The sequence below is a fragment of the Kribbella sp. NPDC049227 genome, from assembly GCF_043197265.1.
Lineage (GTDB): Bacteria > Actinomycetota > Actinomycetes > Propionibacteriales > Kribbellaceae > Kribbella.
In genome coordinates this window covers 990,020-1,002,477 of the sequence record NZ_JBICST010000002.1, presented here as the reverse complement: position 1 = coordinate 1,002,477, position 12,458 = coordinate 990,020, and the positions used below count along the sequence as shown (strand labels likewise).

Annotated in this window: 10 protein-coding genes; 5 read left to right on the top strand and 5 right to left on the bottom strand. The window is 67.6% G+C overall.

Translation table 11 applies throughout. The features are described 5' to 3' along the window. Positions 1-6 precede the first annotated feature (6 nt). Genes ACGFH6_RS11500 through ACGFH6_RS11480 form a run of 5 tightly spaced genes read left to right on the top strand, consistent with a single transcriptional unit; the run spans position 7 to position 5,908 of the window. Positions 7-1,323, top strand: a complete 1,317-nt coding sequence (locus tag ACGFH6_RS11500) for a hypothetical protein (protein ID WP_393382689.1) — start codon at positions 7-9, stop codon at positions 1,321-1,323. A 5-nt stretch (positions 1,324-1,328) separates the two neighbouring features. Continuing rightward, a complete protein-coding gene (locus ACGFH6_RS11495; RefSeq protein WP_393382687.1) occupies positions 1,329-2,189 on the top strand; it encodes a trypsin-like serine peptidase in 861 nt (286 codons plus the stop codon). Beyond that, the gene (locus ACGFH6_RS11490; protein ID WP_393382685.1) at positions 2,186-3,511 is read left to right on the top strand and encodes a D-alanyl-D-alanine carboxypeptidase family protein; all 1,326 of its coding nucleotides are present in this window, start codon (positions 2,186-2,188) and stop codon (positions 3,509-3,511) included. Before ACGFH6_RS11495 ends, ACGFH6_RS11490 begins: the two co-directional genes overlap by 4 nt. Then, positions 3,508-5,661 (top strand): hypothetical protein, encoded by a 2,154-nt coding sequence (locus tag ACGFH6_RS11485; protein WP_393382684.1) that lies wholly within the window; start codon positions 3,508-3,510, stop codon positions 5,659-5,661. The genes ACGFH6_RS11490 and ACGFH6_RS11485 overlap by 4 nt, the downstream gene beginning before the upstream one ends. A 31-nt stretch (positions 5,662-5,692) precedes the next feature. Beyond that, positions 5,693-5,908 (top strand): hypothetical protein, encoded by a 216-nt coding sequence (locus ACGFH6_RS11480; RefSeq protein ID WP_393382682.1) that lies wholly within the window; start codon positions 5,693-5,695, stop codon positions 5,906-5,908. Here ACGFH6_RS11480 and ACGFH6_RS11475 read toward each other — a convergent pair. The 5 genes from ACGFH6_RS11475 to ACGFH6_RS11455 all read right to left on the bottom strand — a co-directional run bounded on the left by ACGFH6_RS11475 (position 5,905) and on the right by ACGFH6_RS11455 (position 12,292). Further along, positions 5,905-6,228 (bottom strand): hypothetical protein, encoded by a 324-nt coding sequence (locus ACGFH6_RS11475; protein ID WP_393382680.1) that lies wholly within the window; start codon positions 6,226-6,228, stop codon positions 5,905-5,907. The genes ACGFH6_RS11480 and ACGFH6_RS11475 overlap by 4 nt on opposite strands. 2 nt (positions 6,229-6,230) lie before the next feature. After that, a complete protein-coding gene (locus tag ACGFH6_RS11470) occupies positions 6,231-8,975 on the bottom strand; it encodes a hypothetical protein (protein ID WP_393382679.1) in 2,745 nt (914 codons plus the stop codon). A 373-nt stretch (positions 8,976-9,348) separates the two neighbouring features. Continuing rightward, the gene (locus tag ACGFH6_RS11465) at positions 9,349-10,356 is read right to left on the bottom strand and encodes a hypothetical protein (RefSeq protein ID WP_393382677.1); all 1,008 of its coding nucleotides are present in this window, start codon (positions 10,354-10,356) and stop codon (positions 9,349-9,351) included. 80 nt (positions 10,357-10,436) lie between these two features. Then, positions 10,437-11,363, bottom strand: a complete 927-nt coding sequence (locus tag ACGFH6_RS11460) for an RNA polymerase sigma-70 factor (protein WP_393382675.1) — start codon at positions 11,361-11,363, stop codon at positions 10,437-10,439. Then, complete coding sequence (locus ACGFH6_RS11455; RefSeq protein ID WP_393382673.1) at positions 11,360-12,292, bottom strand: NAD-dependent epimerase/dehydratase family protein; 933 nt, start codon at positions 12,290-12,292, stop codon at positions 11,360-11,362. The genes ACGFH6_RS11460 and ACGFH6_RS11455 overlap by 4 nt, the downstream gene beginning before the upstream one ends. Positions 12,293-12,458 lie beyond the last annotated feature (166 nt).

The following is a 12,458-nucleotide window of genomic DNA, read 5'->3' as shown; positions in this document are numbered from 1 at the left end:
ACGATCATGTTCCGCAATCTGGCCCGTCTCCTGCCCGCACCCGAGCAGCTGTTCGACATCCATCCACTCCAGCTGAGCCGGTGGCTCGACGAGGCCTGGGCGGCGGGCTCGACCGTGCCGGACATCGGCATCGACCCGCCGTCGCCCTCGACACCGGCGCTGGGCGACCCGGGCATCATCGCCGCCATCGACCTGCCACTCCCCTCGCCGACCGGCGCGCCGTTCCCTGTTCCGTCGGGCATCACCACCGGATCGATCGACACGTTCTCCGGGGTGCCGTTCCCGTTCCCGGCTCCACCCTCCCCGTCCGCACCCGGCCTGATCGCGGACCACCTGATCTACGCCTACCTGCTGGAGTGCACGGGTGTGGTCGAGATCATGGCGGAGGTCGTACGTCGTTTCGCCGTCGGCGAGACGCTCAATCCGGTGTCGCTCGCCTCGACCCGGTGGCTGCGAACCACGGAAGAACTCTTCTTCCGCGAACCGCCGCTGTACTCGATCCAGGGCATCGTCAGCGAGATGCGTCCCGACCAGCGAGTGAACCGGCGCAACGCGTACTGGCGGATGTTCGGTCTCGAGCCGCCGCACGCGATCCCGTCCCGGTGGACCCGGCCGGGCATGACGCCGGAGGTGTGGAAGCAGGACGTCGGCGGGGGCGTCAACAGCGGCTTCCGGGAGAAGTGGACCGAGCTGCTGCGTCAGGTCTGGCTCGGCATCGAGAACGCCAACAACGGCGTCGGTCCCAACGCCACCGATCGGGAGTACGTCGCGTTCCTGTGCACCGCGCTGCGCGACATGCTGGCGATGCGACGCCGTGGCGCGATGCTGGCGCGCGAGGAGTTCGCGTACGTGTCGTACCTCAGCTACTTCCACACGACGCTGGACTCCGACACGCCGATCGTCATCGATCTCGACGCCCGCGGCCCGGCTCCCGCGGAGCGACTGGAGAAGATCGCCGCGAAGGTCGGGATGACGCCCGCGGCGAGGTCGCGCGAACTCTTCGACCTGGCCGACCTGATGTCCGGCTTGTTGCGCGCGATCGAGCTCAACGTGTTCTCCACCGGCGCTCAGGCCGAGCTGTTGTACCTCAACCTCGGCACGAATGCGGCGTTGCTGCAGGACATGAACCGCATCATCGATCTGTGGCAGTCGGCCACCGGCGATCGGGTCAAGGACCGTCCGTCCGGGACCCGGCCACAACCAGTGCGGCTCCCGAATCCCGCCTCCCCCGGCGTCCCACCATCACCGTTGACGGCAGGCCCGGGCATCGTGCCGTCCGGCGCCCCCGCGCCGGCCCTCGCGGCGCAGAACGGTCAGGGGTAGCGCTGATGCGCTCGCCGTTCGTCACCGAATGGTTCACCCCGGCGGCTGGTCCGCCGGAGTACGAGGTGATCCCTCCGGACGAGCGGGTCCGGATCCGGGACACGCTCCAGGTCCCGTTCCGCTGGGTGTGCTCGCTCGATGTCACTCGCGGGAGCACGCTGTCCCGCGGGTCGGGTCTCCTGGTCGGGCCACGCCAGGTGCTGACCGCGGCGCACAACATCTACAACGCCCGCGGTGAAAGGCCCGACACCGTGTACGTCGCTCCGGCCCGCAACGGCGCGGATCTGCCGTTCGGCCGGTTCAAGGCCGCCGCCTTCACGGTGAGCAGCCGCTACCTCCAGCAGCCGCGGCCCGGTAGCCGATTCGACGTAGCGCTCGTCACTCTGGAACGCGATGCCGCCGCGATCCGGTCCCGGGCGCTCGCCGGCGCCCAGCTCGGTCACTGGGGAAGCCCGGACAACGGAGCTCTCACCGATCTGTCACCGCTGGACAGTGGCTTCCTGAGCGGACGGCCGGTGACCGTGTGCGGGTTCCCTGGTGACAAGTGCGACGGCGACCCGTGTGACCCGGCGCGAGGGTGGACCCGCGAGCAGCAGGCCAACACGATGTGGTCCCACTTCGGCAGCGCCAGCTTCAGCGCTGCCCGGCCCGGGATCATCCTCTACACAGCGGACACGTCCCCGGGCCAGAGCGGGTCACCCGTGTGGATCCGCTTCACGAGCGGGCGGCGGTCACTCGTCGGCGTACACGTCGACGCCCAGCGGGTCACCGACGCCACCACCGGCCAGGTCACTGTCACCGCGAACCGTGGCGTCTTCCTCGACAAGGATCTGATGGCCCTGGTTCGCGGCTGGTTGGGGCGATGACGATGAGCCAGACGTTCGCCTTCGAAGAGCCGACGGCGGCGGGCTCGCCGTTCCGGCTGGGCCGTGTCGCGAACCTCGGCGAAGGCGGGTACGCCGAGGCCGAGGTGCCCGACCGTGAGCTGGAGCTCTTCGAGTTGTTGCAGGCCCATCTCGAGTCCGAAACCGGCGAACCGGAAGCCTTCGAGGACGAGGACGACGAGGGGCCGGAGTACGAGGGACCGGAGGCTGCGGAGTACGAGCTCGACGATCCGGACTACGAGGAGCCCGCTGCCGGCGAGGCGGAGAATCCGGTGGCGAGGTTCTTCCGGCTGCCGATCGACGCGATCGATGCCCTAGGCAAGGGTTCGTACGCCGCGGCCGTCGCACTGCTGGGGACGGCCGGTCATCGCAGCGAGAACGACCTCACCAACGTGATCTTCTACTTCCGCCATCCGGAGGTGCTGGGACGCAAGATCCTGCCGCACGAGCGGGAGCTGCAGCGCGATTGGCTCCAGATCAGGAACACCATCGTGCGGCCCATCCTGCAGCGCCGGACGACTCCGACAACCACGCCAGGTACGCCGGGACGCACGTCGATCTCCTCGGCCGGCTTGCGCTGGTACGGACCCGGCGACGCGACGCCTGAACTCCTGACCTTCATGCGAGCCGTCTACGATCGCCAGGTCGCGCTGTCGCAGGGACCGTTCGTCGACACGCTGCCCGAGTCCGCCGTGAAGCGGGTCGAAGGCGGGCACCGGGCGCTCGCAGCAGCCGCCGATGCTGCGATCAGCATGCTCGCAGCGGCCCGAGCCGACCTGGCTACGGAGGGCCGCACCGATCTCGCCGTCGGCATCACCAGCGCCTACCGCTCGGCCGCCGAGCAGTACGCCATCTGGCAGGGCAAGGGCCACGGTGGCAAGCGAGGGTTCCCGTACTACTACCGCCAGACTGAGCGGGCGCGGCAGGCGGCGCCCGGCGGCGAGCACGGCCCGGCAGCCGTGCTCCTGCTCGCCAAGCTGATGAAGAAGTGCATCGCCGCGCCCGGCTACAGCAACCACCAGGACGGCCTGGCCTTCGATCTCGGCATCGCCGAGAAGGGCCGCCCCCTCAAGAAGATCAACACCGACGCCTGGTTCCACCAATGGCTGGTCAAGAACGCCGCCCGCTTCGACTTCCACCCCTACCCCACCGAAGCCTGGCACTGGGTCTACCGCCCAACCCCCACCAGCACCGACGAATCAGAATCCTGGCACCCCGACGACCCGTCATCCCCAGCCGACGAAGAGCTCTACCCCCGCGAGGACCCCGACCCGGAACTCCCAGACGAAGCTGAGGCGACATGACCGAGGTGTACGTGACCCAGCCGGCGGTCCCCGGGAACCTCGAGGGTGGAGACGGCAGTCAGCTGCAGCCGTTCCACTCGGTGGCCCGCGGCATGGAGTTCCTGAAGGCGAACGGAGGCGGGATCGTCCATGTGTCCGGTGGTCAGTACGTCGAGTCGGTTCGCCTGCAGGACTTCGGCGACACCGGGGACAAGATGGTGGTGCGGGGCGTGGGCGACGACGAGGTCTTCATCGACTCGATGCTTCCCGAGTTCCTCGTGCCTCAGACGCCCGACGACCACTGGTTCGAGGTGACGCCGCCGGACGGCGGTGATTCCCTCGGCGAGTACTACTGGCGGCGGCCGTACCCAGCGCCCGGCACCGACGAGGACGCGGGAGGCGTGCAGCTGGGCGCGTTCCTGGAGGAACCCGTCCACACCCGACTGGTCAGCTACGACCGGATCGAGGATCTGACCGCCACCGATGAGATCTGGCCCGATCGGCCGACGGCGGGCAACCGGGTGTGGCGGCAAGTGCAGGGCGAGCCGGGCATGTACACACCACAGACGGATCCGGGGAAGGTGCATTTCCGGCCCTGGGTCTACATGGGGCCTGGCATCTGGTTCGACACGACAGTGCGCGAGGACTCCGACGACCAGCCGGGTGGGCGCCGGGTCCACATCAGGCTGGCGCCGACGGCGAACAACATCCCAGGCTGGCCGGACTACGACCCACCGACGACCGACCCGAATCAGGTCCGTCTGGCGCTGTGCCGACGCGGCGACTATGCGATCTTCCTCCGCAGGGTCAGCCACGTCCGGTTCGAGAACCTGACGTTGCGGTTCGGCAACCCCGACACGATCCGGCTGAACAGCTGCACCGACATCGTCTTCGCCCACTGCCGGATCCGATCCGCCAGCCGGGCGTTGTTCCTGGTTTCCGATCATGGGCCGAACGCCGACATCAAGCTCAAGCACTGCGTGATCGACGGAGGCATACCGACGTGGCTGTTCCGAAGCGACCGTAAGGACAGCTACGTCTTCAGCACCGACGATCCATCGGCCGGCACCATCCGCCCCCTCGCCGACCTGCAGCAGAACCGCCTCGGTGCCTCCACCAGCGGAGTTCAGCTGTCAAGCAGCAGCGAGGACTGCGTCGGGACGGTCGTCCACCACTGCGAGATCTTCAACGCCCACGACAGCTACGTCTTCGGCGACCGGATGGAGTTCCACCACAACTGGGTGCACAACCTGAATGACGACGGAATCGCGCTGTCCGGCACGGCGGACACCAAGAACGCACGGATCTACTGCAATGTCATGACGCAGTGCCTGACCGCACTCAGCTTTGCCGCGGGGCGCAAACTTGGAGACATCCACATCTACGCCAACCTGTTCGACCTCCGCGAACCGACGCTCGGGCGGCGACCGAGCGGCGGGGCCGTCCCGGATTCGCTGCGGCAGGGCCACTTCTTCAAGGACGGCTCGGACGAGGGACCGATCTACTTGTTCCACAACACCTGCCTGGTCTTCGACCCAGGAGCCAGGGGCGACGACCGGGTCGATCTGAACCGCGCCGGCTACTCGTACTACGCGACCATCGGCAACAGCAAGCCCCGGCCGGCGTACAACAACATCTTTGTGGCGGCGTTCACACCCACAGCCGAGCTGAAACCGATCGCCTACCTGCCACCGATGGACTTCGGCCCCACCGACGGCAACACCTATCTGCGGATCCCCCAGAACCACCCGGAACCCAGCTTCATCGTCCGGCGCGCGGTAGGCCAGGACGTGACCGACTCCTTCTTGTTCTTGGACCTCAACGAGTACCAGCAGCAGTACTGGCCGAACGATGAAGCCAACGAGTACGAGCATGACGGCCAGCTTCTCGATCCCGGCTTCAAGTCCTTCGACGTCGCTGCCGGCCACCCGCACCGAGGTGACGACCTGCGACTTCGCCTTCACCCGCCGAGCCCCGCGAGGGGCACAGCGGTCGAGATGCCGGCGAACCTCACGACGATGTACACAGACGCTACGGACTCGCCGCCGGCGGACCGAGGGTGCTTCCCGTCCACCGGCGCGCGCCTCCACGTCGGTGTCAACGGTCGCTACATCTATCCACGGCCGCTCCCGGAAGGACAATGCGAACCAGAATTCCCGCCGGCCGACTGACGCTCCCGGGTGAATTGACAGTGTGGGGATCATGGACACCTTGATCATTCAGACCGCGATCGGTCTTCTGCTCATCTTTGTGACGTCCTCGGCTCTGGTTTCGGTGCTCACCGAAGGGGCCTGGCCCGAGAATCGTCGGCCAGCCCATGGTCTCCCGATCGGCCGAGAAGGGTTCGACGCCTTGTCCCGCCTGGGAAGCCTCCGATCCACCGGCCCGGAATCAGCCAGCACCGAGCTGCCGCTCTAGTCTCCGAGCAGGGTGCTGCGGGCGGTCTGGGGCGATTCAGACTGATCGCCGAGAACTGTGGGTATCGGGTCGCCAGGCTTCTTCGGCCGCTCGTAGCGGAGTCGCAGGACGAGGAACACCACCATGCCGGCGAGAAGCCCGATGGCGTACCAGCCGAACAAGTTGCCGTCAGCAGGGTCGAAGACCTGGGTCACAACGCCTCCACCCAACGCCGCGATGACGGCGGCGAGATCGGAGATCGACGAGGTGTCCTTCCGCACGAGCGTGCGATAGGTGATGTAGCCGGTCACGATGCCGAAACAGAGCGCACCCAGACTCATGATCACGATGTTGCCTCCTGTAGTTGCTTGCCGGCCGACGTCGCGGCAAGCGCGGGTACGTGCGCCTCGGCACTGCCGAAGCACGTGAAAAGCAGGCCGAGCGGATTTCCCTCGGCCATGAGTTGAGCGCGCCAATCCCGCAGCCCTTCTCCCACCCCGACGGTCCCCAACGCCGGCACCATCGTCGCGGCCAGCGATCCGGCAAGACTGGTGTCGATCTTCTCCTCGGTGGCCACGATTGCTGCCGCGCCCGATGCGGTCAGGCTGTTGACGAAGCTGAACACCTCGTCGAGACCGGACGATCCGGTGTCGCAACCAAGCAGGAGGACGATGGGTCGTTGCGGCTGTGTCCATCGAGAGGGTGCGCGCTTCCTTCTGGCTTCGCGCAATCCCTCCGTGTCGAGCCAGCGTTCCGCGGCGCGGATGTAGATTCGCGTGCCCGGTGGCTCGTCAGGTTTGGGCGTCTTGGTGAGGTGCCCGACCACCACGAGCACGGCCGGCCTACGCCCCGTCTCCCACATTCGGGGTAGCAGCGGAGTCTCGGCCGTCAGGTCCTCGAATCCGGCCTCACCCAGTTCGGCTGCCAGATGCTTCACCATGGCGTCCGCCCACGCGTCTCCGGTAACGCCCACGGTGGACAGGACAGCGGGCGACCCGAGACCTCCCTGCACGGTATCGACGCACTCGTCCACCTCTCGACGGCTCATCAACTCTTCGATGACCAGCCGGATGCCCCAGAATCCCCGCACGCACACTCCGCCCGTGGTCGGTCCGCAGTCGCACGTGGTCGAACCGTTGCGACCACGGCAGACCGTGGCATTCTTCATGTCCCTCACGGTGTCCGGAAGCCGCCAGTCGTACAGCGCACTCCATGGGAAAGCGAAGTGGTGATCGAGACGGAGCACCTGGACGGTGCCATGCTCGGCATTGCTGACCCGGTCGAGCATCTCGACATACGTGTCCGAGGCGCCAGGATCGTCGTACAGGGATCCCCACCGGTCACGTCCAACTCTGGCGAGAGACTTGACGACTCTGTCGAACGAGCCCGCATCGACGCTTCCGTCGGAGTCCCGATGGTCGAACGCATCGGCCAACTGTGCTCGGAACTCCTTGCGGACGGAGGTCACCAAAGTCTCGGTGAGCGCGAGGGACTCCCCGGATGAGCCGAACATGAGCCGGTGCGTGGATCGGGAGCTGTCCTCGTTCGCCGCGACACAAAGCAGCCGCGGAGGTACTGCATCCAGGTCGCGGAGCTGACTCTGGCGACTGAATTCGAGCTCGGCGCGTAGCGCCGGCTCCTCCAGGCTGTACGTCTCGATGGCGCCCAGCTTCACGTAGAGGGTGAAGGCCTGCACGATGTGCTGGCGGAAAGAGATCAGGACCCGGATCCGGGACGACTGCCGGTGCGGCATGCGGACCCGGAAGGTCACCGGGTCGGTGGGGCCGATCCGGCCGAGGCGCAGCTTCTGTGCCGCCGGCCCGTCGATCCGGGCCGAGTCGCTGAAGACGGCGACGTCGAGCACATGGCCTTCGGCTGGGGTCGGCGGCAAGATCGGATCGACCGGCGGGGTGCCGGGATCCACGAGGTCGGTGGGTGTGTGCAGGCCGATCCCGACGTTCAGGTTGTACGTCTGTCCGCGGGCGAGAGCGGTCCGTTCGTTGATTTCGTCGAACCGGAGTGGCGAGGGTTGGGTCAGGTCCTCACTGATCCAGATGTTGACGCGCCGATGCTGTGTGGCGGCGAGGTCGTCAACGAGATCTGGCTGGCGGAGGATGGCCCGCGCGGCGGCTTCCATGGCGCGCAGGTCAGGCTCGGCCACCGCCCGGGCCGCCTCCGCCCGCGCCATCTCGGACAGGCCCGAGGACTCGCGCATGAAGTTGTTGCGCGCCTCTCGAACGAGGCCTGCTGCCCGATCCACGAGTTCCGAGGACCGCACGCCGGCTTCCAGGGCTGCCGGCCCCGCGAACGCGCCGACCGAGAGGTAGCGCTGGAGGTCCCGGGTGCGTTCTTGGAACTGCTCGAAGGCAGTCGACAGTCTGAGGCGATCCAACCCCGAGGCGGACGTGTAGAGCGAGTACGCAAGCGGAACGTCATCGGTATCCCGCAGCGACGCGACGGCAGTGGCCGTAGCCTCGTGCAGCGGAAGATCGTGGGTGAATTCGCGCAGCAGTGCCAGCACGAAGTTGGTGCGGTCGGCCGCCACCCGTGGCTGGAAGGTGATCACGGAGATCCCCGCAGGCAGCGCATCGGGCTGGATCAGGCCGCTGCCGCGGCCATCACTGTCATCCGCGACAATGAGACGCGGAACTGCGGGGCTCCGCATGGCCGGCAACGACCGCAGTAGATCGAGGGTGGAGGTGACCAGAACATCTCCGGGATCGGTCGGCGTGAGCAGTGCAGATGGAGCAGGCCGGACCCGAACTGCGTACTCCACCTCGTTCGGCAGCAGATTGCCCAGCATGCGGCGAACCCCGGCGGTCAACTCGTTCTGATCCGGCAGAGTGGTGACCACGTCGAACGGCAGCCTGAAGGGCGCTGCGGCCTGCTCCCTCGTCTGGTTCGCTACCACGCTTCGTGTCGCGCTGAGCCCGACCACTTCGAGCACCGATCGGGTCAACCCTTCGTACGCCTGATGCCACGGCAGTCCGATCGGTACGTCGAACAACACCGCAAGGGCCGTCGGATGGGTGTTGCCATCGGCATCACGCCGTACGGTGGGGAGGTCAGCGGCAAGGCCGAGAAGCATCCGGGTCGCTCGTACCGGCCACATCACCGTCTGAATGCCGGTGACCCCAGGCCAAGCACCACCGATGCCTGCCACCGGCAGGGCTTCCCAACCGCGTCTGCGCCCAGATCGATGTGGACCCCCTGGTGGGGCCACCCGACGGCCGCGACTGTCGTCGTACCCGATGTAGAGCGCACCCTCCCACATCACGTAGGTAAGACGCGCCCACTTCGAGCCCCCGGCCACGGTCCTCACCGCCACTCGGCGTGGAACGGCGCGTTTGCAGGCATGCGAACAACAGCCTGGTTCGGCATGGTTTCCCCCCTTGCCGGAATTCCCGTTGCCTAAGAGGGTGCTCCTGAGACCGTGGCAATGCAAGACGTCCGTGGGTTCGTCAGGTGCAGGTGGGGTGGGTGCGGTGGTGGTGGGAGTGGGCGGCGATTGTGAGGGCGGTTCCTAGGGCGGTGAAGGCGGTGCCGCCGAAGAGGATCATGGTTGCCAGGCCGTTGGGGGTGAAGGGTGCGGGATCGGTGTCGGTGGGGGCGATGCCGGTCAGGGTGAGGGTGCCCCAGATGGTCAGGGGTACGCCGTACAGCGTGAGGCTCACCGCGGCGGCGGCAGCGGGGAACAGCAGGATCCAGCGCGGGACGCTCGCGGTGTGCAGGAGCAGGAGGATCAGGGCGGCTCCGGCGATCGCGGCGAGGACAGTGATGTCGATGCCGGCTCGCGACAGCTCGCGACTCAGCCAGGACTGGTCGCTCGTCGACGTCGTGGCCGTCCACTCGGTCGCAGTCACGCCCAGCGCGGATCCGCCGAACATCCACACGGACTTCACGGTTGCCCAAGGCAACAGGAGGAGCAGGAGGAGGTACGCCGTACGCCGGGTGCGGGGTGCTGACGGGCGCGGCCTGGGACGGATCAGCGGTGACTCGGGACGCGGCGGAAGCGGATGGTGACGGCCGCACCGTGGGCACCGGGATCGGCGGCGGCGCGACTGCACCTGGGCGGTCGTGCTGAGGAGGATCGCACCGACGAGAGCCACTGACTGGGCGATCAGTGCGAGCGGACGCTCAATGGTGCCGGACGCAACGATTCCCACCGCGCTCAGAACGAGGCCGAAAGTGCCCACCGCGGCAGTCGCAGTCGCGAAGACGAGACCGCCCACTGCGATCCTCGATACCGATCGCGCCAGCACCAGCGCGGTGACACAACCGATCGCCAGCACGACTCCAATCGCCTTGGCAGCGACCGGTCCGCCCGCCGGATCGCCCTCGACGTTCGCGATCGGAAAGCCTTGGCGCCCACCGGCGATCCAGTAGCAGGCCATGGCGCCGTACACCACGGCCCACGCCCGCGCAGCAGTGCCGACCCACTCCGGCCACCGGCGAAAACGTCCGATCATGCTTGCAGCATTGCCTCACCACGGCCGCGCGACATCACCCGCCGGAGGGATCGGCTTCCATCGATCGGGTGAAGTGTCGGCTAGGAGTTCGGCGAGCGACGGGACTGCTTGGTTTCGCGGAGCACTGACCACGCGTCGGCCACTGGGCCGACGTGGGTGAGTTTGTCGGGGTTGAGGACGGTGCGGATGGTCTGGATGTGGCCGTCGAGGATGTCCAGCGTCCAGGTGTTGATGACCTTGCTGTCGCGGTCGCGGAGGATGGCGCCGGGTTGGCCGTTCAGGGCGTGGGGTTCGACGGTGCCGCCGATCCGGGTGAAGGGGGTGACCATGGAGACGAGTAGGCGAGCCACGTTGTCGGCGCCGGTGATGCCGGTCCCCCACTGTGGGGCCTTGCCGCCGCTGTCGCTGACCATGCGTACGTCGGCCGCGAGCAGTTGCTGCAGACTGTCGACGTCCCCTTCGCTGAAGGCGTCGAAGAAACGTGAGGCGAGTACGTCGCGCTCGGCGCGGTCGGCCTCGAACCGGGGCCGGCCGGCGTCCATGTGATGCCGCGCCCGCACCGCGAGCTGACGGCACGCCGTCTCCGACCTCTCCACCGCAGAAGCGATCTCCGGAAAGCCGAACCCGAACACGTCACGCAGCACGAACACCGCACGCTCGAGCGGACTCAGCCGCTCGAGCAGGAGCAGGGCTGCCATCGACAACGAGTCGGCCAGCTCCGCCGCGCGCTCCGGATCCTGGTACGGATCCGCCATCAACGGCTCAGGGAACCACGGTCCCACGTACGTCTCCCGCCGGACCCGGGCCGACCGCAGGACGTCGATCGAGATGCGGGTGACCACCGCGGACAGGAAGGCCTTGGTCGAGGCGGGCGCTGTCGGCGAGGATTCCCAACGCAGCCAGGTCTCCTGGACCGCGTCCTCGGCCTCGCTCACGCTGCCGAGGAGCCGGTAGGCGATCGAGAACAGCAGCGGTCGCAGCTCTTCGAACTCCTCGGCACGCGTCATGCCAGCTCTTCCTTGAAGCCCTGCCGCCAGGACGGGTAGCGCAGTTCCCAGCCGAGCTCCCGCTTGGCCTTGGCGTTGGAGAACCCGCGGCCCTCGGTCATCATCATCACCGCCACGTCTCCGGCCAGCGGCCGCGCGAGCCAGGTGGGGAACCGCATCGGCCGCTTCGCTCCCGCAGACTCGGCCAGGTAGGGCAGCCACACGTTGGCCGGCACCGGCTCATCGTCGACGATGTCGAACACTCCCTTGGCCTGCTGCTCCACAGCCAGGACTGTAGCGCTCGCCGCATCGTCGAGGTGCACCCACGAGCAGTAGCCGTCTCCTCCCCCGACGACCGGGAACTGCCGCTTGCGCACCGGCTCGACCAGATCCTCCATGGCACCAGGCCCGTAGAACCAGCCATACCGCAGTACCGCGCCACCGGCCTTGACCACCACGTCCTCGACGTGACGGATCGCCGCCATCCCGGGCTCCGCCGGCGTACCCGTCATCGGGTCCACTGGATCCTGCTCGGTCTTCACCCAGCCGCCCGTCCGGATGCCGTTCCAGGCGCCGTACCCCTGCGCGACGAAGTTGGTCACGCCGGTCGCCTCGGCGGCGGCGAGCAGGTGGTCCGTCCCCTCGGTCCGCAGCCGGTTGGTGCCGGCGAACCACCGATCCATGTGCTTCATGTCGGGCTTGCCCGCGTGCGCCACCGAGATCGCGGTCATCTGGTGCACGATCGCCTCCGGCCGGGCCTTGGCCACCGCCTCCCCGACCGACGCGGCGTCCAGCCCGTCCATCACGACTGCCTCGGCACCCAGCTTCTCCAGCAACCCCAGCTTGGCCGAGCTCGTGGTGGTAGCCGTCACCTGGTGTCCCCGCGCCACCAACTGCGGCACCAGCCGCCGCCCGAGCACTCCGGTTCCACCTGCCACGAACACCCGCATGATCATCACCTTCCGACTTCAAGACTGTTCCTCAAGCCCGAGACGAGACAGGACCGCCGGCAGTGACATGCCTTCTGGGGTGGCGCTCGTCACGTTGCCGAGCTGTCACGGAGGTCGATGCCGTCGGCATCTGGTGGTCGTTCAAAATCGCCGAAAGAACGGAAAC

Coding starts and splice junctions, on each gene's coding strand:
- ACGFH6_RS11500 (WP_393382689.1), top strand. CDS start 7: ATGTTCCGCAATCTGGCCCGTCTCCTGCCCGCACCCGAGCAGCTGTTC.
- ACGFH6_RS11495 (WP_393382687.1), top strand. CDS start 1,329: ATGCGCTCGCCGTTCGTCACCGAATGGTTCACCCCGGCGGCTGGTCCG.
- ACGFH6_RS11490 (WP_393382685.1), top strand. CDS start 2,186: ATGACGATGAGCCAGACGTTCGCCTTCGAAGAGCCGACGGCGGCGGGC.
- ACGFH6_RS11485 (WP_393382684.1), top strand. CDS start 3,508: ATGACCGAGGTGTACGTGACCCAGCCGGCGGTCCCCGGGAACCTCGAG.
- ACGFH6_RS11480 (WP_393382682.1), top strand. CDS start 5,693: ATGGACACCTTGATCATTCAGACCGCGATCGGTCTTCTGCTCATCTTT.
- ACGFH6_RS11475 (WP_393382680.1), bottom strand. CDS start 6,228: ATGAGTCTGGGTGCGCTCTGTTTCGGCATCGTGACCGGCTACATCACC.
- ACGFH6_RS11470 (WP_393382679.1), bottom strand. CDS start 8,975: ATGCTTCTCGGCCTTGCCGCTGACCTCCCCACCGTACGGCGTGATGCC.
- ACGFH6_RS11465 (WP_393382677.1), bottom strand. CDS start 10,356: ATGATCGGACGTTTTCGCCGGTGGCCGGAGTGGGTCGGCACTGCTGCG.
- ACGFH6_RS11460 (WP_393382675.1), bottom strand. CDS start 11,363: ATGACGCGTGCCGAGGAGTTCGAAGAGCTGCGACCGCTGCTGTTCTCG.
- ACGFH6_RS11455 (WP_393382673.1), bottom strand. CDS start 12,292: ATGCGGGTGTTCGTGGCAGGTGGAACCGGAGTGCTCGGGCGGCGGCTG.